This window comes from Parapontixanthobacter aurantiacus (assembly GCF_009827635.1).
GTDB classification, from domain to species: Bacteria; Pseudomonadota; Alphaproteobacteria; order Sphingomonadales; family Sphingomonadaceae; genus Parapontixanthobacter; species Parapontixanthobacter aurantiacus.
Genome location: NZ_WTYW01000001.1, coordinates 1,019,100 through 1,044,568, shown reverse-complemented (window position 1 = coordinate 1,044,568; position 25,469 = coordinate 1,019,100). Strand labels below are relative to the sequence as shown.

The following is a 25,469-nucleotide window of genomic DNA, read 5'->3' as shown; positions in this document are numbered from 1 at the left end:
GCAGGATCGGCTCGCTCGATCAGGAAATTGAAGCATGGCTGACCGTTCCCTTGCACCCGATACGCCCGAACTGCGCGAGCGCTGGGGCGGCTTTGCATTCACCGAAGCCAACAAGGCGCATGCGGACAAGGTCATCGCGCGCTATCCCGACGGTCGGCAGAAGAGTGCGGTGATGCCGCTGCTCGATCTTGCCCAGCGGCAGGTCGGGGCGGAAACCGATACGCAGGGCTGGCTGCCTTTGCCGGTCATCGAATATGTCGCTGCCTATCTCGACGTACCGGTCATCCGCGTGCTCGAAGTCGCGACCTTTTATTTCATGTACAATCTTCGCCCCGTGGGAAAGTATCACGTGCAGGTCTGCGGCACGACGCCGTGCATGCTACGCGGCTCGGACGCGATCATGGAAGCCTGCAAGGCGCGCGGCATGAAGAAGGGCGCCGTATCCGAGGACGGCTTGTGGACGCTCACCGAAGTCGAGTGCATGGGAAGCTGCGCGACCGCGCCGATGGTGCAGATCAATGACGGAAACTACGAGGATCTGACGCCGGAGCGGCTCGATGCGGTCCTCGACGCGCTTGCCGCAGGGAAAGATCCGAAAGAAGGCACGCAGGAACCGGGGCGGCATACGTCCGAACCGTCCGGCGGGCCGACCACGCTCAAGGAAATGGTCAGCGAGAACCACGACTACCGGAGCCAGTGGTAGTGGAAATCGTCACGATCATCGTCGCGCTGATCGCGATCTTCATCGCCTGGAAGCTGTTCAAGGGCGTGGTCAAGACGGTTGCGCTGCTCGTCATCCTGGCGATCGTTGCGGTCGTCGTATTCGGCGGTGTACTGTGACCGGAATGACCAACACTCAAATGCTGGTGATGGCGACGGGGCTCGTCGCGCTGCTCGCAGGGGCATACATTGTCTTTGTCGCCGGTAATGTGCTCGGCGTGGTATTCATGGGGCTGGCGACGATGATGTTCGGACTGTCCGCATCTGTCGGTGCGAAAGAGAAGAAGAAGGACGCGAGCGATGCTGGCTGACAAGGACCGCATCTTCACCAATGTCTACGGGTTTCAGGATTGGGGCCTCAAGGCAGCGCAGCAACGCGGCGACTGGGACAACACGAAGTCGCTCATCGCGCGCGGGCAGGATTCGATCATCGACGAGATTAAGGCGAGCGGTCTGCGCGGTCGCGGCGGGGCAGGGTTCCCGACCGGTCTCAAATGGTCTTTCATGCCCAAGGAATCGAAAGACGGTCGACCCTCCTTCCTCGTCATCAATGCCGACGAATCCGAACCGGGCTCGTGCAAGGATCGCGAGATCATCCGGCACGATCCGCACAAGCTGATCGAAGGAGCGCTCATCGCCGGGTTCGCCATGCGCGCTCGTGCGGCCTACATCTACATTCGCGGGGAATATATCCGCGAGGCACAGACGTTGCAGGCGGCCATCGAGCAAGCCTACGAAGCCGGGCTGATCGGCAAGAATGCCAGCCAGTCGGGTTATGATTTCGACGTGTTCCTCCATCGCGGCGCCGGCGCCTATATTTGCGGCGAGGAAACGGCGATGATTGAGAGCCTCGAAGGCAAGAAGGGGCAGCCGCGCCTCAAGCCGCCGTTTCCGGCGGGTGCGGGCCTTTATGGCTGTCCCACTACGGTCAACAATGTGGAGAGCATCGCGGTCGTACCGACGATCCTGCGGCGCGGAGCCGCGTGGTTCTCGAGCTTCGGGCGTGAAGGCAATCACGGAACGAAGCTGTTCCAGATCTCCGGCCACGTCGAAAAGCCGTGCGTCGTCGAAGAGGAAATGAGCATTCCGTTCCGCGAACTGATCGAGCGGCATTGCGGCGGCATCACCGGCGGGTGGGACAATCTGCTCGCAGTCATTCCCGGCGGCTCATCGGTTCCGCTCGTTCCGGCCGAACAGATCATGGACGCGCCGATGGACTTCGACGGGCTGAAAGAGCTCGGCTCGGGCCTCGGCACCGCGGCAGTCATCGTCATGGACAAGTCGACCGACATCGTCCGTGCGATTTCCCGCATCAGCTATTTCTACAAGCACGAAAGCTGCGGTCAGTGCACCCCCTGCCGCGAAGGCACGGGCTGGATGTGGCGCATGATGGAGCGGCTTCGTACCGGCGACGCGGCGATCGAGGAAATCGACATGCTGCAACAGGTTACGAAGCAGGTCGAGGGCCACACGATTTGCGCACTCGGCGATGCCGCAGCTTGGCCGATCCAGGGCCTCATCCGCCACTTCCGGCCTGAACTCGAGCGCCGGATCGAAGAACATAACGCCAAATTCGCAGAGGCGGCCGAATGAAAATTGCGACGGCTTTTGCCGTGCTTTCTGCCATCGGATTGAGCGCCTTGCCTACTACCGGGTTCGCGCAAACCGACGACGCTGTCGAAATCGTCTCAGAAAGTCGCTCGGAAACAGCGTTTAGACGCCAAGTGACGTCTATGGCCACTTGCGCCTACGATATCGCGCCTCAGTCTGCCGTAGAAGCTATTCTCGATACGGGAGTGCAGGCACTTCAAGAATTTAGTGAAGGACTTACTCTCGGACATTGCCTCAAAGCGAGATCAATTTGGTTTTCGTCCGAAGTTCTTCGTGCTGGTCTCGCGCGGGCTGCGTATTTGAGCGGTGATTTGAAGGCGGAATTGCCGGTCGATGCCTTGCGAGCCCATCGATACGAATTTCCTGATGAGACTCCACTTAATGATCGATTGGAATATCTTCGCTTCTCGAATTGCGTTTTTTTGAATGACGAGGACAGCTCGAGGACGTTCTTGAGTTCGTATCCGAGCAGCAGCACTGAAAGCAGGGCTCTTGCGGATCTTGAACAGAGCTTTGCGGATTGCGGTGGGATGCTGGCAGTGCCGAAGCTAAAGCTAATGCCATTCGCCATGGCCCTGTCCTATGTCGCATTCCTCCATTGGATCGGCCAACCTTTTGTAATTGCAGAGTTGTCGTAATAATGCCCAAAGTTACCGTAGACGGTCAGGAAATCGAGGTTCCGAACGGCGCGACCGTGCTGCAAGCCTGCGAGCTTGCAGGCAAGGAAATCCCGCGCTTCTGCTATCACGAGCGGCTCAGCATTGCCGGCAATTGCCGCATGTGCCTCGTCGAAGTGAAGCCCGGACCGCCCAAGCCGCAGGCAAGCTGTGCGCTTCCCGCGACCGACGGGCAGGAAATCCGCACCGACACCGACATGGTCAAGACTGCGCGCGAAGGGGTGATGGAGTTTCTCCTGATCAACCACCCGCTCGACTGCCCGATTTGCGACCAGGGCGGCGAGTGCGACCTTCAGGACCAGTCGATGATGTATGGTCGCGGCGCGACCCGCTACGAAGAGAACAAGCGCGCCGTTACCGAGAAATACATGGGTCCCTTGATCAAGACGATCATGACCCGCTGCATCCATTGCACCCGCTGCGTGCGTTTCTCCGAGGAGATTGCCGGCGTGGACGAAATCGGCGCGATTTATCGCGGCGAGGACATGCAGATCACGACCTATCTCGAACAGGCGGCGAGCCACGAATTGTCGGCCAACGTCATCGACCTCTGCCCGGTCGGAGCGCTGACCAGTCGCCCCTATGCGTTCGAGGCGCGGCCGTGGGAGTTGAAGAAAACGTGGTCGATCGACGTGTCTGACGCGGTCGGCGCGAATATCAGGCTCGACAGCCGCGGTCGCGAAGTCATGCGCGCGCTGCCGCGCATAAATGACGCCGTGAACGAGGAATGGTTGTCCGACAAAGGCCGTTATCAGGTCGACGGGCTGTCGCGGCGTCGGCTCGACAAGGTCTATATCCGCAAGGACGGCAAACTGGTTCCTGCCGAGTGGAACGAAGCATTCGCGGCCATCGCAGCCGCCAATCCGAAGGGCAGCATTGCGGCGGTTGCGGGCGATCTCGTCGATTGCGAGACCATGTTCGCGGCCAAAGCTCTGCTCGGCGCGCTCGGTTCCGACCATCTGGAAGGTCGTCAGACCGGGCTCGATTACGATTGTTCCAATCTCGCAGCGGTCAATTTCAATTCGACCTTCGAAGGGATCGAGAACGCCGATGCGATCCTCATCGTCGGCAGTCAGGTTCGTTGGGAAGCCGCCCTCGTCAACGTCCGCCTGCGCAAGGCGGCCAAGCGCGGAGCGAAGATCTTCGTCGTCGGCCCGCAGTGGGATACGACCTATCCTGCTACTTTCCTCGGCGAAGACGCAGCCGTGCTGCACGATCTTCCGCAAGCGATTACCGAGGCGTTCAGCAAGGCGGAACGTCCGGCGGTCATCGTCGGCGGCGGTGGCCTTGCGAAGGGAGCGCTGCATCCCGCACTCGCGTTTGCCGAACAGTTCAATCTGGTGCGCGAAGGCTGGAACGGCTTCAACGTGCTGCACATGGCGGCAAGCCGGATGGGCGGCCTGATGCTGGGCTATGCGCAGAAGGGCGGTATCGGCAATATTGCCAAGGCCAAGCCCAACGTGCTGATTTCCCTTGGTGCTGATGAATTGGATTACGGCGCGTTCGCCGACAGCCTGAAGGTCTATATCGGCCATCATGGCGATGCTGGAGCTCACGCCGCTGATATCATCCTGCCCGGTGCGAGCTATGCCGAGAAGGACGGAACCTACGTCAACACGGAAGGCCGCGTGCAGTTCGCGGAGAAGGCCGTCTTCGCTCCCGGCGACGCGCGCGAGGACTGGACCATCCTGCGGGCGATGGCCGACGCGCTCGACGTCTCCGTCGGCTTCGACAGCTTTGCCGAATTGCAGAGCGCGATGATCGCCGCCGTTCCGGCACTGGGCGAAGAAGGCCTCGCCGATTTCGGACAGCTTCCGAACGCTGATGCGTCGATCAGGGCGAGCGGCGCGATTTCCTATCCGATCGCCGATTTCTACATGACCAATGTCGTTGCGCGCGCGAGTGCGACCATGCAGCGCTGTTCCTCCGAACTGCTGCATCATGACGACCTGAAGGAAGCCGCCGAATGACCGAGTTCTTCCAGTCCCTCGGCCTCACCTTCGAGGCGGCGTGGTTCATCGCGACGATTGCCGGCATCCTGCTGATCGCATTGCCGCTGATGCTTGCTGTCGCCATGATCATCTATGTCGATCGCAAGGTCTGGGCGGCCATCGCGCTGCGCCGCGGACCGAATGTGGTCGGGCCGTTCGGCCTGCTGCAAAGTTTTGCCGACGGGCTAAAGGTTTTCCTGCAGGAAACCATCATTCCGAGCGCCGCGAACAAGGGTCTGTTCCTGATCGCGCCGATCGTGACCTTCACGGTCGCGCTGCTGGCCTGGGCAGTCATTCCTTTTGGCCCAGAGGCTGTCCTGGCGGACATCAATGTCGGTCTGCTCTACGTGCTCGCGATCAGTTCGCTAGGCGTTTACGGCGTCGTCGTGTCGGGCTGGGCATCGAACTCGAAATATCCGTTCTTTTCCGCCATGCGCGCCGCAGCGCAGATGATCTCCTACGAGGTTTCCATCGGCTTCGTGCTCGTCTGCGTCGTCCTCTGGGCCGGGACGTTCAACATGAACGGCATCGTGCTGGCGCAGCTCGGTCACGGCTTCGGCATCGTCAATGCATTCGCGTTCAACCTGCTGCTGTTCCCGATGTGGGTCGTCTTCCTCATTTCCGCACTGGCGGAAACGGCGCGCGCGCCGTTCGATCTGACCGAGGCAGAGAGCGAACTCGTCGCAGGCTATCAGACCGAATATTCCTCGATGAGCTTCGCCCTGTTCTGGCTCGGCGAGTATGCGAACGTCCTCTTGATGTGCACGCTCAACGCGATCCTCTTCTTCGGAGGGTGGCTGCCGCCGCTCAATATCGATCTCATTCCGTGGTTCGACATTCCCGGCTTCGTATGGCTGTTCGCGAAGATATTCTTCTTCTTCTTCGTCTTCAGCTGGATCAAGGCGACCGTGCCGCGCTTCCGCTACGACCAGCTGATGCGGTTGGGCTGGAAGGTGTTCCTGCCCTTGAGCCTCGTCTTCGTCGTTCTCATCTCCGGCTATCTTATGGCCACCGGACATTATTCATGACCATCGCCCAAACCATCAAGTCGTTCACCTTGTGGGAGTTCGTTAAGGCGCACGCCCTTACGCTGAAATATTTCTTCAAGCCGAAGGTGACGATCAACTACCCTTACGAGAAGAACCCGATCAGTCCGCGTTTCCGGGGGGAGCACGCATTGCGCCGCTATCCCAATGGGGAGGAACGCTGCATCGCCTGCAAGCTGTGCGAAGCGGTATGTCCAGCGCAGGCGATCACTATCGAGAGTGAACCGCGCGATGACGGCAGTCGCCGCACGACTCGCTACGACATCGACATGACGAAGTGCATCTATTGCGGTTTCTGCCAGGAAGCCTGCCCGGTCGATGCGGTGGTCGAGGGTCCGAATTTCGAATATTCGACGGAAACCCGCGAGGAACTGCTCTACGATAAGGCGAAATTGCTGGCCAACGGGGACAAGTGGGAGCGGGCGATCGCCGCAAACCTTGAAGCCGACGCTCCCTATCGCTAACGCGCGCGTCAGACCACACGGGGCCCATCGCAAGCTATGACATTACAGGTCGTTGCCTTCTATCTTTTCGCGAGCATCGTCATCGCCAGCGCGGTGATGGTGATCCTCGCCCGCAATCCCGTGCATTCGGTGCTGTGGCTGATCCTCGCCTTCTTCAACGCGGCGGGTCTCATGGTGCTGCTCCATGCGGAGTTCATCGCGATGCTCGTGGTGATCGTCTATGTGGGGGCCGTCGCGGTCCTGTTCCTGTTCGTCGTGATGATGCTGGACATCGACTTCGCTTCATTGCGCGCAGGCTTCGTGAAGAACTTCCCGCTCGGCATAGCCGTGGCTCTCGTGCTGCTGGCGGAACTGGTGCTCGGCATCGGGGCTTACCGCGCGGGTGCGCTGAATCTCGGGGCGGCGGAGGGAACGGCTGCGCCCATCCCCATGACGAGCAATATCGAAAGCCTGGGCGCGGTACTCTATTCCGAATACCTGTTCCTCTTCGAAGCGGCAGGGATCGTCCTGCTGGTGGCGATGATCGGGGCCATCGTCCTGACGCATCGCGACCTGCGCAGCCCGCGCGCTCATCAGGATATCGGCAAGCAGGTCCGTCGCAATCCCGACGAGGCGACCATCATGACGCAACCGGCGGTAGGGAAGGGGGTCGACTTATGATCGGCATCGAACATTACATCGTCGTCAGCGCAATCCTGTTCGTGCTCGGCGTGCTCGGCATCTTCCTGAACCGCAAGAACATCATCGTCATTCTGATGGCGATCGAGCTCATTCTGTTGGCGGTCAACATCAATCTGGTCGCTTTCAGTGCATTTCTGAACGATCTGACCGGACAGGTTTTCGCCATGTTCGTGCTGACCGTGGCAGCCGGTGAAGCGGCCATCGGCCTTGCAATTCTCGTCATATATTTCCGCAATCGCGGGACGATCGCGGTCGACGACGTCGACCGGCTGAAGGGGTAGAACGGTGTCGTCGATACTGATCATCGTATTCCTGCCGCTGCTGGCAGCGATCATCGCCGGTTTCGGCAATCGTGCGCTGGGCAATACGGTCGCGAAATCGATCACGACCGGTGCACTGTTCGTCTCCTGCGTGCTATCGTGGCCGATCTTTCTCGGGTTCCTCGGCGGAACCGCGACGGCTGAAGTCGTCCAAGTCCTCACTTGGGTCCGCTCCGGCACGCTGACATTCGATTGGGCGCTGCGGGTCGATACGCTGACCGCAGTCATGCTGGTCGTCATCACGACCGTCTCCGCGCTCGTTCACCTCTATAGCTGGGGCTATATGGACGAGGACCCGGACCAGCCGCGGTTCTTCGCCTATCTGTCGCTTTTCACCTTTGCCATGTTGATGCTGGTGACGGCCGACAACCTCGTGCAAATGTTCTTCGGTTGGGAGGGCGTCGGGCTCGCTTCCTACCTCCTCATCGGTTTCTGGTTCAGAAAGCCGAGTGCGAACGCTGCGGCGATCAAGGCGTTCGTGGTCAACCGCGTCGGCGATCTCGGCTTCATGCTCGGTATTTTTGGCACGTATCTGGTTTTCAATACGGTCTCGATCCCCGCGATTCTCGAGGCGGCCCCGGCAATGAGCGGCGCGACGATCGGGTTCCTGGGTTACCGCATGGCAACGATGGACGTGCTTTGCATCCTGTTGTTCATCGGCGCGATGGGCAAGTCGGCGCAGCTCGGCCTTCACACCTGGCTGCCCGACGCGATGGAAGGGCCGACACCGGTCTCAGCGCTGATCCATGCGGCGACGATGGTCACGGCAGGCGTGTTCATGGTCTGCCGGCTCAGTCCGATGTTCGAAACCGCGCCGGTCGCGCTCGCTGTCGTCACCTTCATCGGCGCCGCTACATGCCTGTTCGCTGCGACGGTCGGAACGACGCAATGGGACATCAAGCGCGTCATCGCCTATTCGACCTGTTCGCAGCTGGGATACATGTTCTTTGCAGCGGGCGTCGGAGCCTATGGCGTCGCCATGTTCCACCTCTTCACCCATGCCTTCTTCAAGGCGCTGCTGTTCCTCGGCGCAGGTTCGGTCATCCACGCAATGCATCACGAGCAGGACATGCGGTATTACGGTGCGCTGCGTAAGGAGATACCGCTGACGTTCTGGGCGATGCTGGCAGGCACGCTGGCGATTACGGGCGTCGGCATATACTGGCTGCACGCCGGTTTTGCGGGGTTCCATTCGAAGGACGCAATCCTCGAAGCGGCGTGGGGCAGGGGTACCGAACTGGGACGTTTCGCCTTCTGGATGGGCACGATCGCGGCGCTGCTGACGAGTTTCTATAGCTGGCGCCTCATGTTCCTCACATTCTGGGGCAAGCCGCGCTGGATCGAGAGCGAGCATATTCAGCATGCCGTCCATGCGGGACACGACGAGCCCGAAGACCATAATCCGGCGCGTCAGGAAGATTCAGGGCACGACGTCACCCACGCAGTTCCACCGCCGGAGTATCGCGGCGGCACCGGTGGCTATCATCCGCACGAAAGCCCGGTATCGATGCTCGTTCCGCTCGGTGTGCTGACCCTCGGTGCGATCTTTGCAGGCTTCGTCTTTACGGACGCATTCGTCGACAGCGAGACCTTCTGGGCCGGCTCCATCTATTACAATGAGGGGCTCATTCACGAACTGCACGAAGTGCCGTTGCTGGTGAAACTTGCCGCCTCGATCGTCATGCTGCTCGGCCTGACGGCGGCGTGGTTCGCTTATATCAAGGATACGTCGATACCGGAAAAGGCGGCCGACCAGCTCGGGCCGATCTACCACTTCTTCTACAACAAGTGGTATTTCGACGAGCTCTATCGTTACGTCTTCCTGAAGCCTGCCTTCTGGTTCGGCCGCGTCTTCTGGAAAGCGATCGACATGGGCACGATCGACCGGTTCGGCCCGAACGGCGCGGCCTGGCTGGTGTCGAAAGGTAGCGTTGCCGCCAAGCGGTTCCAGACCGGCTATCTCTACAGCTATGCGCTGGTCATGCTGCTCGGCCTCGTGGCCGCAATAACCTGGGTCGTCTTCTGATGGGGTTCCCTATCCTTACCTTCCTCCTGCTCGTGCCGCTGGTCGGCGCGATCGCCTGCCTGTTCCTTGGCGAGCGGACCGCGCGCATAACCGCCCTTGTGGCGACTTCGGTCAATCTGGTGCTCGGTCTGTTGCTCTGGGCGAATTACGAAGTAGGCGGAGCTCAATGGCAGTTCGTCGAGCGGAGCGAAGTTTTCGCCGGCTTCTCCTATGCCTTGGGGATCGACGGCATTGCGCTGATGCTCATCGTCCTGAGCGTATTTCTCATGCCGATCTGCATACTGGCCAGCTGGGATGCGATCCGCACGCGTGTCGGTGAATACATGTCGGCCTTCCTGTTCATGGAAGTGCTGATGATTGGCGTCTTCGCCGCGCAGGACATCTTCCTCTTCTACATCTTCTTCGAGGCTGGCCTGATCCCCATGTATCTCATCATCGGAGTATGGGGCGGCGACAACCGGATTTACGCGAGCTACAAATTCTTCCTCTACACGCTGCTCGGCTCGGTCCTGATGCTGATAGCGATGCTGTGGATGGTGAACGAGGCCGGCACGACCGACATTCCGACACTGATGCAGTATGATTTTGATCCGTCGGCCCAAACCTGGCTCTGGCTGGCGTTCTTTGCGAGCTTCGCGGTCAAGATGCCGATGTGGCCCGTACACACCTGGCTGCCCGACGCGCACGTGCAAGCTCCGACCGCGGGTTCGGTCATCCTTGCCGGCGTACTTCTGAAACTGGGCGGCTATGGCTTCATTCGCTTCAGCCTGCCGATGTTCCCCGAGGCCAGCGCGCAGTTCGTCTGGCTGATCTTAGGCCTGTCGATGGTCGCGGTCGTGGTGACGAGCCTCATCGCACTGGTTCAACACGACATGAAGAAGCTGATCGCCTATTCCTCGGTGGCTCACATGGCGATTGTTACGGCAGGCCTGTTCGCATTCAACGTACAGGGCCTCGAAGGCGCTATGGTCATGATGCTGAGCCACGGCCTCGTATCGGGGGCGCTGTTCCTGTGCGTCGGCGTCATCTACGATCGGCTGCATACGCGCGAGATCGATCGCTATGGCGGGCTGTCGATCAACATGCCGCGATATGCGCTGTTCTTCCTGTTCTTTACAATGGCCAGCATCGGACTCCCTGGAACAAGCGGTTTCGTGGCCGAATTTCTGAGCCTTGCCGGAGTCTACGAAGTTTCGAGCTGGGCCACTCTCGTCCTGACGACGGGGATCATTCTGGGTGCCGGTTACATGCTTTACCTCTATCGCCGTGTCGCTTTCGGCGTCCAGCGCAACGAAGATGCTGCTGCGATGCCGGACTTGACTGCGCGCGAATGGGTCATGCTGGCACCGATCGCTGCGGCCGTCCTGTGGATGGGCGTTTATCCCGAGAGTTTCCTCGCGCCCATGCGTGCCGATATCGCGACGCTCGAGGCACGTCTCGCGACTGCAGCCCCGCAGGGTGACGCTGAACTCGTGATTGGCGAACCTGCGGCGCATGGAGCCAATTACATCGAGGGAAGCCTCGGAGCGGAGGGAGCGCACTGATGGATTACGCAACCTCTCTCTATCTGACCGGTGCCGAGATCGGTCTGTCGATCAGCGGACTCGTCCTGCTCTTGGTTTCTGCCTGGGGCGGAGCGCGCGTGACACGGCTCGTGACCATTCTTGCGGCGGCGGCGCTGTTCGGGGCGGCGATCTTCACCGGGCACCTCTTTACCGAACTGAGTGTTCCTGCTGCAGGCGATGCGTTCGGCGGCCTTTATCGAGCGGACGACTTCAGCAGCTTTGCGAAGATCCTCATCTACCTAGCGGTCATCGCCTGTCTGATGATCACGCCGAAATATCTGGCAGCGAACGGTATCTACCGGTCCGAGTACCCGATCCTCCTGCTGTTCGGGGCGGTCGGCATGAGCATGATGGTGTCTGCCGTCGACCTCATCACCCTCTACATCGGTCTGGAACTGTCGAGCCTGTCGTCCTACGTCCTCGCAAGCTTCGCGCGTGATGACGTCCGTTCGTCCGAGGCTGGTCTCAAATATTTCATTCTCGGCGCCTTGGCGTCAGGCATCCTCCTTTACGGAATGAGCCTGATCTACGGTTTTGCCGGAACGACGGACTACGCTGCCATACGCCTGGCGTTTATCGGCGGGATCGAGACCGGAGCGCTCTTCGGTATCGTTTTCGTTCTCGCCGGCCTCGCGTTCAAGATCGCGGCGGTTCCCTTCCATATGTGGACGCCGGATGTGTACGAAGGCGCGCCGACGCCAGTCACGGCGTTTTTCGCCAGCGCTCCGAAAGTTGCCGCCGTGGCAATCCTTATGCGGATTGCGCTCGAGCCCTTCGCCGATCATGTCGATAGCTGGCGCCAGATAGTCGTCTTTGCGGCGCTGGCATCCATCGTCGTCGGTGCCTTGGGCGCAATCGGGCAGGACAGCCTCAAGCGCTTGCTGGCCTATTCCTCCATCAACAATGTCGGTTTCATCCTCATCGGTCTCGCGACGGCGACGCAACTCGGCACGAGCGCGATGATGACTTACCTGGTGATCTATGTGGTCATGACGCTCGGTAGCTTTACGGCTTTGCTTATGCTGCGCGCCGAGGACGGTCGCCCCTTCGAGACTTTCTCGGATATTGCAGGACTCGCCACGCGCAAGCCGGCGATCGCCTGGTGTCTGCTCCTTCTGATGTTCAGTCTGGCAGGCATTCCGCCGCTATTCGGGTTCTGGGCGAAGTTCGTCGTCTTTCGCGCAGCGGTCGAAGCTGACCTGATCGCGCTGGCAGCCATAGGGATCGCCGCAAGCGTCATCGGTGCGTTTTACTATCTGAAATTCGTCAAGGTGATGTTCTTCGATGAGGCCGAGGGATCCGTCGTGAAGACGAGTCCGATCGGTCAGTGGATCGTGCTCATTCTGGCAGGCATCATCGTTTCACCGCTGGGATATTTCCTGAACGGGCTGCTCGACGCTTGGTCGAGCGATGCAGCGGCTTCGCTATTCTACCTGGTCTAGCGTCGTGACGAGAGCCGTCGCCCTCGAGACGGTGCCGCTTACCGGTTCGACCAATGCCGATCTGCTTGCGCGCCTGGGCTCAGGAGAACTGATCGACGAACATTATTGGCTGCGCGCCGAACGGCAGGAAAGCGGTCGCGGCAGGCTCGGGCGAAGCTGGACGAGCGAAGCGGGCAATCTGTTCTGCAGCACCGTGGTCCATGTCAATGTCGCCGATCCGCCCGTTACGACTCTTTCCTTCGTCGCAGCTCTCGCGGTCCATGACGCCATTGCCCACCGGTTAGGCGGGCAATCGTCGCTCAGACTGAAATGGCCGAACGATGTAGAGGTCGGCGGCGCCAAAATAGCCGGCATTCTTCTCGAACGGCTCGAACGCTTCGTTGTCGTGGGGATTGGCATCAACGTCGCGCATGCGCCAACGATCGAGGGGCGGCGTACGATATCAATGCGTGAAGCCTGCCAAGATGCCGCAATCGGTCCTGCCGAGGTGCTGGTCGATCTTGCAGACAGGTTCGCCGTACGTCTGGACGTATGGCGAAGCCGAGGGAGCGATGCAACGCTGGCTCAATGGTCCACCCGCTCTCACAAGCCGAGCGAACAACTCACCGTCAGCAATCCGGGCGGCGGAAATTTGCAGGGTTCATTTGCCGGAGTGTCAGCCGACGGGGCGCTGCGTTTGCGCATGCCGGACGGAAGCATTAGGGACGTTTACGCCGGCGATATCGGACCCGGCTGAAGGAGTGGGTTCATGCTGCTGGTCATCGACGTAGGCAATACGAACGTCGTTTTCGCCCTGTTCGACCGGAAGGGAACCGGGCGGGACAACATCCATGCGCGTTGGCGAATTGCCACCGATCCTCGCCGGACCGGGGACGAATATGCTGTCTGGCTCGTTCAGCTGCTCAAGATCGAAGGCTACGAAACTTCCGATGTTACGCGCATCGTGGTCGGTTCCGTCGTACCGCGTGCCGAGCATAATCTGACCGTTCTTGCCGAGAAGTATTTCGGCATCACGCCTATTTTCGCAGGGCAGGGCGAGGCAAGATGGACATTCGAGATCGACGTCGACCAGCCCTCTTCTCTGGGCGCGGACCGCGCCCTCAATTGCATCGCCGCAAGCCATATTTTCGGTGGTGATCTTATCGTCGTCGATTTCGGAACGGCCACCAAATTCGAAGCGATCGACTTTCACGGCGCTTACAAAGGCGGAATTATCGCACCGGGTATCAACCTCTCGCTCGATGCGCTGGTCGGCAAAACGGCAAAGCTTCCGCGCATCGGCATACGCGCACCCGACAATGATAGCGTCGTCGGACGTACGACCGAGGAACAGATGCTTATCGGCGTCTATTGGGGTTATGTGGCGATGATGGAAGGCCTGATTGCTCGCATGAAGCGGGAGATTGGCCGCCCGGTAAAGGTCGTCGCGACCGGCGGACTGGCAATCCTTTTCGACACAAACACCGACATCTTCGATGCGGTGGAAACCGACCTGACCATTCGCGGTCTGGCCATACTTTCGGAACAGATCGATACATGAAGAAGAATTACCAGCCCGAAGACGAATTGCTGTTCCTCGCCCTTGGCGGTTCGGGCGAGATCGGCATGAACGTCAACCTTTACGGCTGTCAGGGCAAATGGCTGATGGTCGATCTCGGGATGACCTTTTCCGGAAATGAATATCCGGGCGTCGACCTCGTCTTCGCCGACATCGAATTCATCGAGGACCGGCGGAAGGACCTTCTCGGAATCGTGCTGACACACGCCCATGAGGATCATATCGGCGCAGTGCCATATTTCGCAGAGGAACTGGGTGTTCCCCTCTATGCGACGCCGTTTACGGCGGATCTTGTCCGGCGGAAGCTTGCGGAGGCGGGCTTGGAGAAGCAAGTCGAACTCAACGTGATCCCGCACGATCATGGCACGTTCGATCTCGGGCCTTTCACCGTCGAATATCTTCCGCTTGCGCACTCGATTGCCGAGGGTCACGCCTTGCTGATCGAGACGCCTTTCGGACGGGTGTTTCACACCGGCGACTGGAAGCTCGATGAAGATCCGATAATCGGAGAGCCGACGACGGAGGAAGAGCTTCGCTCGATCGGAGAGGACGGAGTCCTCGCCCTGGTTTGCGATTCGACGAACGTGTTCAATCCCGAACCGAGCGGTTCGGAGGGCGCGGTCTATCGCGGATTGCTGGATGAGGTGCGCAAGCACGAGGGTAAGCGAGTCCTGGTCACGACCTTCGCCTCTAACGTCGCTCGTCTCCATACGCTCGGGGCCGTCGCTCGTGAGACCGGGCGGCAGGTTTGCGTCGCCGGCCGCTCGCTCGATCGCATTCTGGAAGTCGCACAGGACAATGATTATCTGCTCGACTTTCCCAAAACGGTAGATTTCGACACGGCAATGCGGCTGCCGCGCGGAGACGTGCTTATTATTGCGACGGGCGGGCAGGGCGAACCGCGCGCCGCTCTCGCGCGAATAGCAGAGGATAACCACCCCCTCGAACTGACGCGCGGCGATGTCGTTCTCTTCTCCAGCAGGCAGATACCCGGCAACGAGATTGCGATCGGACGGATGCAGAATGCTCTTGCCGATCGCGGAATTGAAATGGTCACGGATCGGCAGAACATGATCCATGTCTCTGGCCACCCCGGGCGCCCCGAACTGGAAGCACTTTATGAGTGGCTTCAACCGGAGATTCTCGTACCCGTTCATGGGGAGATGCGCCACATGCGGGAGCAGGCGCGTCTCGGCCGAGATCGCGGAATCGCTCACAATCTGGTTCAACGTAACGGCGAGATAGTCAGGCTTGCTCCCGGCGATCCGCAAAAGCTCGGAGAAATCCGCGCAGACCGACTGCTGCTCGATGGCGATCTGATCGTTCCGGCAGACGGCGAGGCTATCACGATGCGACGTCGAATGGCCTTGAACGGTTTGGTCATTGTAGCGCTTGATAACCGTCTGACACCGCAGATCGATGCGATCGGCCTGCCGCTGGACGAGGATTTCGATGAGTTCGTAACGGAAGCCGAAAGCGACGTTACCGATGCGATCGCCAAGTTACGCGGGAAGGACAGGAACGACGCAAATTCCATTCACGAGGCAGCGCGCTTGGCTGCGCGTCGTGCAGCAGTTCGCTGGAGCGGGAAGAAGCCGCAAGTAAAGGTGCTGATGCCGCGTCACCTAGCGAAGGAAGTTTAAGACCGTGCAATGGACCTCGATCATAGCGATCTTCGTCCTCATCTGGATTGCGACCGCTTTCATGCTTCTGCCGTTCGGCGTGAAGACACATGAGGAAATGGGTCTCGAGAAAACGCCCGGTCAGGCCGACAGCGCTCCGGCGAATTTCCGACCTAAACGGCTCCTAACGCGTGCAACCATCCTCGCGGCCGTTCTGACCGCGCTATTCGTTGCCAATTACGAGAATGGCTGGATTACCGCGAACGATCTCGACTTCTTCGCGCGCGCAAAGGACTGATCGGCCTCTCTCAGTTGCGCAGACGCTCGATTGCCTGTGCGAGTGCGACATAGAGCTTGCCCATATCCGATCCCAGAACCGTTACGCTTAGCGCGTTGCCGTTTTCTGTCGCGAGGAAGGAGCGAAGCAGTTCCTCGAAATCATGGATGTAGCGGCTCACATGTTCGCGAAACTCGGCGTCGCTGTCGTATAGGGCCGCGATTTCCTTCGCCTGCGTATTGTCCAGCAGGCGAACGGCACGGCGTGTGAAGATGCCGCGATCGCCTTTCAGATAGGATGCCCAGGCAGTTTCGCTGACATCCTCCGACATGGCCTTCGAAATATCGATCGCGGAAGAATTGAGATTTTCCGTGATGACGGCAACCCGGCGCGAGAAGTCGCTATCGAGTCGGTCGTTCGCACGTTCGCGAATATGATCGATCCGGGTTTCGAGTTGGGCTGTCATCTCTTCTATGCGTGCAAGCTCGTTGCGCAGGACGTCGGCCGTCTCCTCGCTGTGCTTTGCCGCACGCGCGCTCGATAGTTCCAAGGCCTCGACCGTTTCCTCAGCCTTCGTTCGCACGGCATCTTCAACCGCACGCGCGCTTGCACTTCCGACGAGTTGCGCAATTTCCTCATACCTGTTCGAATCGGGATCGCGAAAGGATGCGAGCGCCTCGTCGACAGCTTGTCTTGAAGTCTCGATGACGCCGCGAAGTTCGTCCGTCGAACGTTTGGATTGATCGTCCAGCAGGGCAGAAATTTCTTCCAACCCGTCCTTCAGACTTGATAGCCGCAGCTGTTGAGCATCAACACCCTCCTCGAGGCGAGAGCGCCAGCCATCGAGGTAGTCGATGGCGGCAACGCTCTTCTCGCTGCTCGCGCTGATATTCGTCGAGAGCGATGTGCCATGAGCATCTGCTTCACGTAGTTTGTCGACAAGCTGTTCGAGCGCCTCGGAAAGGGCGGCAATCTTGGTTTCGCTCGCTCCGATGCTTTCGGGCAGGACTTTTTCCGTTTGCGTGACGCTTGCCTGAAGCAGTTCGAGAAGCCTGACGCTGTCGTCGGTTGCCGTCGCCATATCGCTGCGCGTTGCGTCGAGCATTCGCTTGCCTTCCTCGACATGATCGCGAAGAGAAACGACGTCGTTTCTCAATTGCTCGCGCGTTTTTTCTCCGGCTTCTGAAAGTGAGCCGATCTTCGAGGCAAGCTCGTCGATACGCGCGCCCATGCTATCGAGATCTGCCCCGAGCCTTTCGGAATAGTCGGTGAATACCCCGCGCTTCGCTTCCAGGCGGTTATCCAGTTCCTCGATGCGAGCGGCGAGGTCGCGACTTACATCCTCGCCAAGCGCGAGCAGTCGTTCGCCCCGTTTGTTGAGGTCGTCTTCGAGGTCCGAAGCGTGCAGCCGTAGATTGTGTTGAAGGCCGGACACATCGTCCTCGATCTTCACGAGGTGCTCGTCCCAATCCGAACGGGCTGCGTTTTGCGCCTCGCCAAGGCGATCCGACACGCGATCCGCCGAGGACCGCAACTCCTCGATCCGCTCGATCAGCGCGGTTAGCATAACGCTTTCCCGCTCCACGGACTCGTCCCGCAAGGCGTTCAATTCATCGTTCAGCTTGTGCGCCCTCTGGCGAATGCTTCCGAGAGCCGCGATTTCGTGGTCCTCGAGTTCGGACCGCAACAATTCGATCGCCTTGCCCAGTTCCTTGAACCGGCTTGCGGCGGCGACATTCACATATTCCGATGTTTCCGTGAAGTGGGTATAGGTTTCGTCGAGTTTCGCTTTCAAAGCATCGACCTGTCGTTCGCTGGCCAAGCCGAACTTATTGAGCCGTTCGAAACCGGTAATGAGTGTTTCGACCTGCCGCTGAGCACCTCGGCCAGCGCCGGCGATCTGGTTGGCGACGTCGCGCGCCGAATTGGCGATCACAGGGAGATCGTCGCGAATTTTCTCCATGTTCCCCGCAGCGACCTCGCTTACCGTCGCAATCTTCTCGACCTCGTCGTTATTGCGGCCAATCAGCGACTGAAGGACGGTCGCGTGGTCGGACAGCCGCTCGCTTGCACTGCGGCCGACATATTCGAGCTCGCGCGATTGTATCGTCAGGAACTCGCGCGCAAGGCTCAGCTCGCGGTTTACGGTATTTAGCCGGTGTTCGAGTTCCAGCGAAGCCTGCCTCAAAGAGTTTGCCGCATCGCCGTATCGCTTGATCTCGCGAGTGCTTGACCGCGTATACAGAATATAGGCGACGGCGATCAGAACCAGCGGAACCGCCCAACCAACCAGAAGATCGCTGACGCGAGAAGGAGAAAGACCACTCTCCCATAGAGAACTTTTGGACCAGAAGAAGTAGCCGGTCCATGCGATCGCCGCGCTCGCTGCGACGATCGGCAACCATAGTCCGCCGGTCTCGTTTTCGTCGTGAAAGCTGCCGTCTTCTTCCGCAGCGATCAGTCCATCGGCATCGTAGTAGCCATCGTCGCGCGCAATCTGATGCTCGTCCAGGATGAGTGTGCTTTCATGCGGATCCTGCGGGGCTGCATCGACGACCTGGTGATCGCCTTCGACGGCTCTGATGTGGGAATTCGTGACCATGAGAAGCAAGCTATCACGTAAGAATAGGGCTTAAAAACTTTTTAACCTTAATTGCGGTAGATTGTGCGCCGATGGCTTACGACAACGGCAATCTTGAGGCGACGATCTCTGCCGCGGCGGGCGACAACGCCGCGCTGCAGGGAGAACTTGCGACTGCCTTTCTCGACAGCATTGCCCGGCAGCTCGATCTGTTGAAAAGATCGCGTTGCGACGCGAACTGGAACATGGCGGCCTTACGGTTGCGGGCGATCGCAGCGAGCTTCCATGCAGAGCAGCTCGTCGCGCTGGCTGACGAGACCCTCGCTTCCGCGCCCGGCGAGCCGACCGTGTTGCGAAAAATGGATGCCGTTCTCGCGTCTTTTGCAAATATGGAAGCACGCTGAACGCGCTTACCGTCAGCTAGCCCCTCTTTATTTCCGCATTGTCGCCGTTTACCGGTGAACGACTGGCGACGGGAGAGGACGGGTGCGGATAGCGCTGCTAAGCGCCTTAAGCAGAAACGCCGAAGGGCGAGAGCAAGTCGCTGCCTTTCTTCCAGTGGCGGGTTCGTCGATCATTCATCGTCAGATCAAGTTGGCGCACCAATTCGGCTGTTCGAAAGTTCTGGTTCTTGTCGACGACCAATCGCCACAAAATGATCGGCTTACCAATCTCTGCTCAAGTTTGGGTCTCCAAGTAGAGTTCTGCGATAGCGTCGAGAAAGTCGCGAATTCCATCGGATCGGATGACGAATTGATGCTGGTTGCAGATGGGTTAGCCATTTCATCTCAACTTGCCGAAGGACTCGCATTTGCCGATCCTTTCGTCATGGCCGTTCCCGCGGACGAAAAGGGCGACGAGCATGAGCGGATCGACGCGAAGCGCAGATGGTTCGGCTTGGCAATGATCCGGGGGCACCTTGCTCAAAGCCTGCATGACTTTCCCGAAGACATCGACGCAACTTCGACGTTGCTGCGGTTGGCCCTACAGGACGGAACACCCATCTTGTCCGATATCGTGAAGGAACAGGAGGATTATTTCCTGTTGCCGTTCGCGACGTCCGAGCAACGCGGCAATTTCGAGGAACGCGAATTTGCAACCGTGGTAACGCCGGTCCGTTTTTCGCAACCCTTGAAAGGCGTGGCGCAACGTGTCGCGCTGAGCGTAGCTAGCAAGGGTCTGCCCGAAGGTTCGATCGTCCGGCAGGTGAGCCTGATATCTCTCGTCCTATGCGCGACGATCCTGCTGGCTCTGTATTTCGAACTCGTTGCGGCTGCTCTTTTTCTGTGCGCGGTCGGCACCGCGATGATCTACGCCGCTTCGACCATCGACAAACTTCGCAATTTTGGCGCTACACGCAGCAGGATCAACACGATGTTGCTCGGCTTCGAGCTTCTGGCAATCGCCATTGTCTCGCTACAGCCCGAGACCGGTTTTTCATTAGTTAGGATTTTCGCTGGGGTCGTGCTGTTCGGAACGCTTTATATCGCGCAAAGCAAAGACACTCGATGGCTGGAGATGCTGAAGGATAGGGCGACCCTGTTTCTTTTTCTAAGCATGGCAGCCTTAGTCGATCAGCTGCTTCATACAGTTATGGTGCTATGTGTTTACGTTATCGCTGTCCTCTTGTGGCACGATCGCGAAACGAGAATAACGACTGATTAACTACGCCATGCTAGCGAAGAAGCATGAGCGACGAGGTTCTGACAGAAGACGAAACGGTCGGACCATCCGATGATTTCCTCGCTCGCCTGGCGCAGGAGGAACGGTTCGCACGGCAAACCGATGCGACCCTTGCCCTATTGTTTGCCGCGCCGCCCTCGCGATATTTCAGTGACGCTATCATTGCTCGGACACGAGGTCTTGTCCGCAGTCTTGCCCGGCAATTGAGCGAAGCGGAACGGGAAACCGATAATTCGAGCAACTCAACCGCCCCATCTGTTGGGCGGATCAGTCGATATCTCGAGAACAACGAAGCGCTCCTTCGGCACTGTCACGCACTGTCCCTCGAATATACGCTTCTCCTTCGTTTGCAAAAGACACGGGGCGCAGACCCAATTCTCCCGCCGGTGATCCGCGATTGTCTTTCAGACGATAAGGAAAGCACTGCCTCGCTCGCAATGCGTTTCGTGGCAAGTCAGGGGCAGTTCTTGCAATCGCTCGAACGCATGCACCTTCCGCTGTCGCAACTCCCGGCGGACATCCTTCACGAGGTTCTGCGTGACTGGCGCAATAGCGGCAGCCCGCAGAACGGCGCGGCGATGACTGCGAGTGAAGCGCAAATCCGGAACGCCTATGACGAGCGCAACAGCCGGACCGCCTTGCTCGAGCGGTTGGCAACAATCGTCACGGACACAGGAGATGAAATTTTTCCGCTCGAAAAGTCTGGTCTGTCTCTATTCGTCTCGCTCCTGAGCGATGCGTTGAAGCAGGAGCGCGAGGAGATCGTCCGACTTCTCGACTTGTCACAGGCCAGCCGCCTTTCGCTGGCGCTTCATGCAGTCGGCAAGAAACGGACGGCAGCATTAGCAGATCTGGCCTATCTGTCCGACGAACACGCGGAAGCGGCGTGGAGCGGTGAGATCGATCAGGTTGAGGCGCGAACCTTGTATTTCGCCGAAGCAAGGCACGGTTCTTGATATGATCGACACCCTCGATAAACCCCTGATCGAAGGACGGTGCGATGCGAATGGCTGGCTGATAGAAGCAGGCGACGCCTTGGCCGAATTGCAAGCCGATTGCGGCGGCGCGATACCGGGCCCTGTCGCAGTTCCCCAATTGGCGGAGCTTGTCCGAAAGACGAAGGAGTATGGATTCCGCATCGCGAGACAGATCCGCGCCTTCGACGGAGAGCACGAGATCCGCGCATGGATCGAACTGACCCCTCATTTCGCGATCGGCGGAAGTCAAACTAGTGGAGCGGAACGCGGGGCGCCCGAATATGCAGGCACGCGGATCGCGATTTTCAGCTGGAACAAGCAACGCGAAGATCTAGCTTCGGCGTCGTCCATGGCCAACCGAAGCGAGGACGCAGAGAAACTGCTTTCGGAATTGGCACTCCGGCTCGGTCCCAATGAGGAGATCGTCTCGGTCGATGCCTCTGCGCCCGACACGATCAGCGCCGCCAAGAAAATGAAGGCGGCGATTGGACAATCTTGGCGTCATCTCGTGGTGTTCAATGATCATGACGACATAGACGAAAGTCATTGGCGCGTCTTGAACGGTGCGCGTTGCACGTTGCCGGGTTCGAAGCGGCATTGGAAGATCAGTTTTCAGCCTCTCAAACCGGACGCAGGACAGCCAACTGGTTTCATGCTTTACCTGATCCCTGACAGCGCATTCATCGCACCGGAGCAGTCAGACAAGCAAGTTGCCTCGGCGACATTTGACTTGATCGGGCGAGACCTTTCCCCCGTTCTTCGGCAGCCAATCGCACGTATTATCGCGAATGCCGAAACGATCCGCACAAAGCTCGCGGGACCGATCGACGACGCCTACAGCGACTACGCTTCGGACATCGCTGCGGCCGGGCAGCATCTGCTCAATCTTATCGACGATGTGGGCGATCTGGAGGCCGTGGAAGATGCAGAGTTCAGTACGGCTCCCGACATTATCGATTTGGCCGAGGTTGCACGGCGTGCTGCGAGTATCCTGCGCGGCAAGGCTTCGGAGAGAGGAATTTCTCTGATCATGCCGCAAAAAGGGGAAAGTCTGACAGCGACAGGCGAATTCCGCCGCGTTCTTCAGGTCCTTCTCAACCTGCTCGGTAACGCCGTCCGTTATTCTCCGGAAAGTTCGCAGATTTGGCTGTGTCTCGACGAGACTGAGGACGAGGCGATGCTGACGGTCGCTGATCAGGGAGCAGGATTGAGCGAAAGCCAGCAAGCGAAGGTTTTCGACAAGTTCGAGCGCCTCGGTCGTTCTGGCGACGGCGGAACCGGTCTCGGGCTTTACATTTCGCGCAAGATAGCCCGAGCGATGGGTGGCGATCTGTCGGTCGAAAGCGCGCCGGGGCAGGGGGCACGCTTCACGCTATCCATCCCCAAAAACTCTCACGGCACGAATTAGGGCGAAAGCGCGATATTCGCGCTCTCGCCTTTTTGTCTCAGCGCTTGTCGACCGGTACGTAGTCGCGTTGCGTCGGACCGGTATAAAGCTGCCGCGGACGACCGATAACCTGGCCTGGGTCGGAAATCATCTCGTTCCATTGCGCGACCCAGCCGACCGTCCGCGCAAGCGCGAAGAGAGCGGTGAACATCGTCGTCGGGAAGCCGATGGCTGACAGGATGATACCCGAATAGAAATCGACGTTCGGGAACAGCTTCTTCTCGCGGAAATAATCATCGTTGAGAGCGATCTCTTCGAGCTGCAACGCCGTTTCGAAGACCGGATCCTTCACCTTCAGTGCGTCGAAAACTTCGCGCACCGTCTTCTGCATGACGGTCGCGCGCGGATCGTAGTTCTTGTAGACACGGTGTCCGAAGCCCATCAGGCGGAACGGATCGTTCTTGTCCTTCGCACGCTCGATATAGTGGGGGATCTTGTCCGGCGTTCCGATCTCGCGGAGCATGTTCAACGCGGCTTCGTTCGCGCCGCCATGCGCCGGACCCCAAAGACATGCGATGCCGGCGGCGATGCAGGCGAACGGGTTGGCCCCCGACGAACCGGCAAGCCGCACTGTCGATGTGGAAGCATTCTGTTCGTGGTCCGCATGAAGAATGAAGATGCGGTCCATTGCTCGCTCGACTTCGGGAATGACTTCGTATTCCTCTGCCGGAACACCGAAGGTCATTCGCAGGAAGTTGCCGGTGTAACTCAGTGAGTTGTCCGGCTGCAGAAATGGCTGACCGATCGAATATTTGTATGCCCAGGCCGCAATTGTCGGCATCTTGGCCAGCAATCGATGGCTCGAAATCTTCCGGTGCTCCGGATCGGAGATATCCGTGCTGTCGTGGTAGAAAGCCGAAAGCGCGCCGACCACCCCGCACATGATCGCCATCGGGTGCGCATCGCGGCGGAAACCTTGATAGAACTGGCGAAGCTGATCGTGCAGCATCGTATGGCGCGTGATGGTATAAGTGAACTCATCGAGTTCGTCCGCTTTCGGCAGTTCTCCGTTCAGGAGAAGGTAGGAGACTTCCATGAAACTGGAATGTTCCGCCAGCTGACCGATGGGATAGCCGCGGTGGAGAAGGACGCCTTCCTGACCATCGATGAAGGTCAGGGCGCTTTCGCAGCTCGCGGTAGATTTATAGCCGGGATCGAAGGTGAAGCGTCCGGTCTGACCATACAGCTTGCGAATATCGATGACATCCGGTCCGCAGCTACCCTGAAGGATCGGGAAATCCTGCGTAGCATCGTCAATCTGCAGCTTCGCCTCGTTATCGGCCAAAACACATCTCCTTAAAATTCATTCGTCTTCGGTCGGAGCGGCCTGCGCCCTGATACGGGCGAGGGACTCGTCCCGGCCCAATAGGACCAGCACGTCGAAAATTCCCGGCGACGTCGTCGTGCCGGTCAGCGCCGCGCGCATCGGTTGCGCAAGCTTGCCCAGACCCAGGCCGAGCGTCTCGGCCAGCGATTTGGTAGTGGCTTCGAGTGCCTCGCTTGTCCAGTCATTTTCACGGCTCAGCGCTTCGTGGACCCGTGCCAGATTGAGGCGCGCATCACCGTCGAGCAGAAGCTCAGCTTTCTCGGTCATCGCGAGCGGTCTTTGCGCGAACAGGAATCGAGCGCCTTCGGCCAGTTCGTTGAGGTTCTTGGCCCTCGTCTTGAGAAACGGCATCGCTGCAGCCAACAAGTCCCGATCAATTGACTTTTCATACCGCTCGGCAACAAGTTCGACGAGCCGGTCATCGTCGGCCTCGCGGATGTAATGCCCGTTCAGGTTCTCGAGCTTCTTCAGGTCGAAGCGGGACGGGCTTTTGCCGACGCCCGAAAGATCGAACAACTCTATCGCTTCCTGCCGCGTCAATTCTTCGCGATCGCCGTGGCCCCAACCGAGCCGGAGCAAATAATTGTTCATTGCTTCCGACAATATGCCGAAGTCGTCGCGGTAAGCTTCGACGCCGAGCGCACCGTGACGCTTCGAAAGTTTAGCCCCGTCAGAACCATGGATGAGCGGTACATGCGCGTATCGCGGGTCAGGCCAATCCCCCTCGATCTCGTTCATTGCACGAATGACAGGCAACTGACGGAAAGCATTGTTGAGGTGATCGTCGCCGCGGATGATGTGCGTGCATCCCATGTCGTGATCATCGACGACAACTGCTAGCATATAGGTCGGCGAACCGTCGGCCCGCAGGAGGACATAGTCGTCGATCTCGTCGTTCGAAACCGACACCTTGCCCTGAACGGCGTCCTCGATTTCGGTTGTGCCGCCTCTTGGCGTCTTGAGCCTTACCGTGAAGGGGGTGCCGGGTTTCGCTTCGGAAGGGTCGCGGTCTCGCCAGCGGCCATCATACCGGATAGGCTGCTTGTTGGCACGCTGCTCAGCGCGCATTTCTTCGAGTTCTTCCGCCGTCGCAAAGCATTTGTAGGCATGACCGGCGGCGAGCAGTTTTGCCGCAACCTCCGCATGCCGTTCTGCGCGCTTCGATTGAAATACGGGTTCTTCGTCGTAATCCAGACCCAGCCACTCAAGACCGTCGAAGATCGCTTCGATCGCTTCTGGAGTGGATCGCTTGCGATCGGTATCCTCGATCCGGAGCAGAGCCTTTCCGCCGTGATGTCGCGCGAACAGCCAATTGAAGAGTGCCGTTCGCGCGCCTCCAATGTGCAGAAACCCGGTGGGCGAGGGCGCGAAGCGCGTTACGACCGGTTTCGGCGACAAACTCATCTTAACCTCTGACTTCTAACTTATTGCCGGTCATGGGCGCCCTTCAACAA

The 25,469-nt window shown here is 59.1% G+C and carries 24 protein-coding genes; 21 read left to right on the top strand and 3 right to left on the bottom strand.

The genetic code is table 11. From position 1 onward, the window contains the following. Positions 1 to 34 precede the first annotated feature (34 nt). From nuoE to GRI38_RS05005, 17 genes are read left to right on the top strand one after another with little or no spacing between them, the layout of a single operon-like run. Positions 35 to 703, top strand: coding sequence for an NADH-quinone oxidoreductase subunit NuoE (gene nuoE / locus GRI38_RS05080; RefSeq protein ID WP_160681807.1), 669 nt, complete (start codon positions 35 to 37; stop codon positions 701 to 703). Continuing rightward, a complete protein-coding gene (locus GRI38_RS13925) occupies positions 703 to 840 on the top strand; it encodes a hypothetical protein (protein WP_202389926.1) in 138 nt (45 codons plus the stop codon). The genes nuoE and GRI38_RS13925 overlap by 1 nt, the downstream gene beginning before the upstream one ends. Positions 841 to 845: 5 nt before the next feature. Then, positions 846 to 1,031, top strand: coding sequence for a hypothetical protein (locus GRI38_RS05075; RefSeq protein ID WP_160681806.1), 186 nt, complete (start codon positions 846 to 848; stop codon positions 1,029 to 1,031). Then, complete coding sequence (gene nuoF / locus GRI38_RS05070) at positions 1,021 to 2,313, top strand: NADH-quinone oxidoreductase subunit NuoF (protein ID WP_160681805.1); 1,293 nt, start codon at positions 1,021 to 1,023, stop codon at positions 2,311 to 2,313. The genes GRI38_RS05075 and nuoF overlap by 11 nt, the downstream gene beginning before the upstream one ends. Continuing rightward, complete coding sequence (locus GRI38_RS05065; RefSeq protein WP_160681804.1) at positions 2,310 to 2,969, top strand: hypothetical protein; 660 nt, start codon at positions 2,310 to 2,312, stop codon at positions 2,967 to 2,969. The genes nuoF and GRI38_RS05065 overlap by 4 nt, the downstream gene beginning before the upstream one ends. A 2-nt stretch (positions 2,970 to 2,971) precedes the next feature. Further along, positions 2,972 to 4,978, top strand: a complete 2,007-nt coding sequence (gene nuoG / locus GRI38_RS05060; protein WP_160681803.1) for an NADH-quinone oxidoreductase subunit NuoG — start codon at positions 2,972 to 2,974, stop codon at positions 4,976 to 4,978. Next, positions 4,975 to 6,027, top strand: coding sequence for an NADH-quinone oxidoreductase subunit NuoH (gene nuoH / locus GRI38_RS05055; RefSeq protein WP_160681802.1), 1,053 nt, complete (start codon positions 4,975 to 4,977; stop codon positions 6,025 to 6,027). The genes nuoG and nuoH overlap by 4 nt, the downstream gene beginning before the upstream one ends. Then, positions 6,024 to 6,509, top strand: a complete 486-nt coding sequence (nuoI, locus tag GRI38_RS05050) for an NADH-quinone oxidoreductase subunit NuoI (RefSeq protein ID WP_160681801.1) — start codon at positions 6,024 to 6,026, stop codon at positions 6,507 to 6,509. Before nuoH ends, nuoI begins: the two co-directional genes overlap by 4 nt. Positions 6,510 to 6,545: 36 nt before the next feature. Beyond that, on the top strand, positions 6,546 to 7,169 hold the full coding sequence (locus tag GRI38_RS05045) for an NADH-quinone oxidoreductase subunit J (protein WP_160681800.1): 624 nt from the start codon (positions 6,546 to 6,548) through the stop codon (positions 7,167 to 7,169). Continuing rightward, positions 7,166 to 7,471: an NADH-quinone oxidoreductase subunit NuoK gene (nuoK, locus tag GRI38_RS05040; protein ID WP_160681799.1), complete on the top strand. Its 306-nt coding sequence runs from the start codon at positions 7,166 to 7,168 to the stop codon at positions 7,469 to 7,471. Before GRI38_RS05045 ends, nuoK begins: the two co-directional genes overlap by 4 nt. Before the next feature lie 4 nt (positions 7,472 to 7,475). Next, positions 7,476 to 9,536, top strand: coding sequence for an NADH-quinone oxidoreductase subunit L (nuoL, locus tag GRI38_RS05035; RefSeq protein ID WP_160681798.1), 2,061 nt, complete (start codon positions 7,476 to 7,478; stop codon positions 9,534 to 9,536). Next, positions 9,536 to 11,080 (top strand): NADH-quinone oxidoreductase subunit M, encoded by a 1,545-nt coding sequence (locus GRI38_RS05030; protein WP_160681797.1) that lies wholly within the window; start codon positions 9,536 to 9,538, stop codon positions 11,078 to 11,080. Before nuoL ends, GRI38_RS05030 begins: the two co-directional genes overlap by 1 nt. Beyond that, the gene (gene nuoN / locus GRI38_RS05025; protein WP_160681796.1) at positions 11,080 to 12,543 is read left to right on the top strand and encodes an NADH-quinone oxidoreductase subunit NuoN; all 1,464 of its coding nucleotides are present in this window, start codon (positions 11,080 to 11,082) and stop codon (positions 12,541 to 12,543) included. Before GRI38_RS05030 ends, nuoN begins: the two co-directional genes overlap by 1 nt. A gap of 4 nt (positions 12,544 to 12,547) precedes the next feature. After that, positions 12,548 to 13,279 (top strand): biotin--[acetyl-CoA-carboxylase] ligase, encoded by a 732-nt coding sequence (locus GRI38_RS05020; protein WP_337191238.1) that lies wholly within the window; start codon positions 12,548 to 12,550, stop codon positions 13,277 to 13,279. 12 nt (positions 13,280 to 13,291) lie between these two features. Beyond that, on the top strand, positions 13,292 to 14,083 hold the full coding sequence (locus GRI38_RS05015; RefSeq protein ID WP_160681794.1) for a type III pantothenate kinase: 792 nt from the start codon (positions 13,292 to 13,294) through the stop codon (positions 14,081 to 14,083). Then, positions 14,080 to 15,744, top strand: coding sequence for a ribonuclease J (locus tag GRI38_RS05010; RefSeq protein WP_160681793.1), 1,665 nt, complete (start codon positions 14,080 to 14,082; stop codon positions 15,742 to 15,744). Before GRI38_RS05015 ends, GRI38_RS05010 begins: the two co-directional genes overlap by 4 nt. A 4-nt stretch (positions 15,745 to 15,748) precedes the next feature. Continuing rightward, positions 15,749 to 16,021 (top strand): DUF1467 family protein, encoded by a 273-nt coding sequence (locus GRI38_RS05005; RefSeq protein WP_160681792.1) that lies wholly within the window; start codon positions 15,749 to 15,751, stop codon positions 16,019 to 16,021. 10 nt (positions 16,022 to 16,031) lie between these two features. Here the strand turns inward: GRI38_RS05005 and GRI38_RS05000 are convergent, their stop codons facing one another. Continuing rightward, positions 16,032 to 18,602: a coiled-coil domain-containing protein gene (locus GRI38_RS05000; protein WP_160681791.1), complete on the bottom strand. Its 2,571-nt coding sequence runs from the start codon at positions 18,600 to 18,602 to the stop codon at positions 16,032 to 16,034. Between the two features lie 71 nt (positions 18,603 to 18,673). Here GRI38_RS05000 and GRI38_RS04995 point away from each other — a divergent pair, with 71 nt between their 5' ends. The 4 genes from GRI38_RS04995 (at position 18,674) to GRI38_RS04980 (ending at position 22,649) form a co-directional block, all read left to right on the top strand. Further along, positions 18,674 to 18,985, top strand: coding sequence for an Hpt domain-containing protein (locus GRI38_RS04995; RefSeq protein WP_160681790.1), 312 nt, complete (start codon positions 18,674 to 18,676; stop codon positions 18,983 to 18,985). A gap of 424 nt (positions 18,986 to 19,409) precedes the next feature. Then, complete coding sequence (locus tag GRI38_RS04990; protein ID WP_160681789.1) at positions 19,410 to 20,246, top strand: hypothetical protein; 837 nt, start codon at positions 19,410 to 19,412, stop codon at positions 20,244 to 20,246. A gap of 23 nt (positions 20,247 to 20,269) precedes the next feature. Beyond that, the gene (locus GRI38_RS04985; RefSeq protein ID WP_160681788.1) at positions 20,270 to 21,220 is read left to right on the top strand and encodes a hypothetical protein; all 951 of its coding nucleotides are present in this window, start codon (positions 20,270 to 20,272) and stop codon (positions 21,218 to 21,220) included. Position 21,221: 1 nt separating this feature from the next. Next, the gene (locus GRI38_RS04980) at positions 21,222 to 22,649 is read left to right on the top strand and encodes a sensor histidine kinase (protein WP_160681787.1); all 1,428 of its coding nucleotides are present in this window, start codon (positions 21,222 to 21,224) and stop codon (positions 22,647 to 22,649) included. A gap of 37 nt (positions 22,650 to 22,686) precedes the next feature. On the opposite strand, the gene GRI38_RS04975 is transcribed toward GRI38_RS04980, so the two are convergent. Next, on the bottom strand, positions 22,687 to 23,973 hold the full coding sequence (locus tag GRI38_RS04975; protein WP_160681786.1) for a citrate synthase: 1,287 nt from the start codon (positions 23,971 to 23,973) through the stop codon (positions 22,687 to 22,689). An 18-nt stretch (positions 23,974 to 23,991) separates the two neighbouring features. Then, positions 23,992 to 25,419, bottom strand: a complete 1,428-nt coding sequence (gene gltX, locus GRI38_RS04970) for a glutamate--tRNA ligase (protein WP_160681785.1) — start codon at positions 25,417 to 25,419, stop codon at positions 23,992 to 23,994. Between the last annotated feature and the right edge of the window lie 50 nt (positions 25,420 to 25,469).